Raw genomic sequence first — 221 nt, forward strand, 5'->3', positions numbered from 1 at the left:
TCCATGACGGCCAGCAGAATGATCCTGTCGTTGCGAAGTTTGCGACCGAAGAGACGCCCGTTGCCGCGTATAAGGAAGCGAGCGTCGCGGTGGCGGGGGGCGATGCTCCGGTCAATTCCGAAGCGAACATGGGCGCGGGCGATGCTGCGGAACCCAAGGATATCGGCGCCGCAGCGCATTCAACCGCGCCGCACGCCGATGACGCGAGCCCCGCGGCCATC

General features: G+C 66.1%; 1 protein-coding gene. It reads left to right on the forward strand.

What is annotated here, in order from left to right:
* A partial coding sequence (locus A3E77_RS13090) for a hypothetical protein (protein WP_293646629.1) occupies positions 1-221 on the forward strand: 221 nt, incomplete at both ends.

The sequence above is a fragment of the Sphingopyxis sp. RIFCSPHIGHO2_12_FULL_65_19 genome (assembly GCF_001830555.1).
Classification (GTDB): Bacteria; Pseudomonadota; Alphaproteobacteria; order Sphingomonadales; family Sphingomonadaceae; genus Sphingopyxis.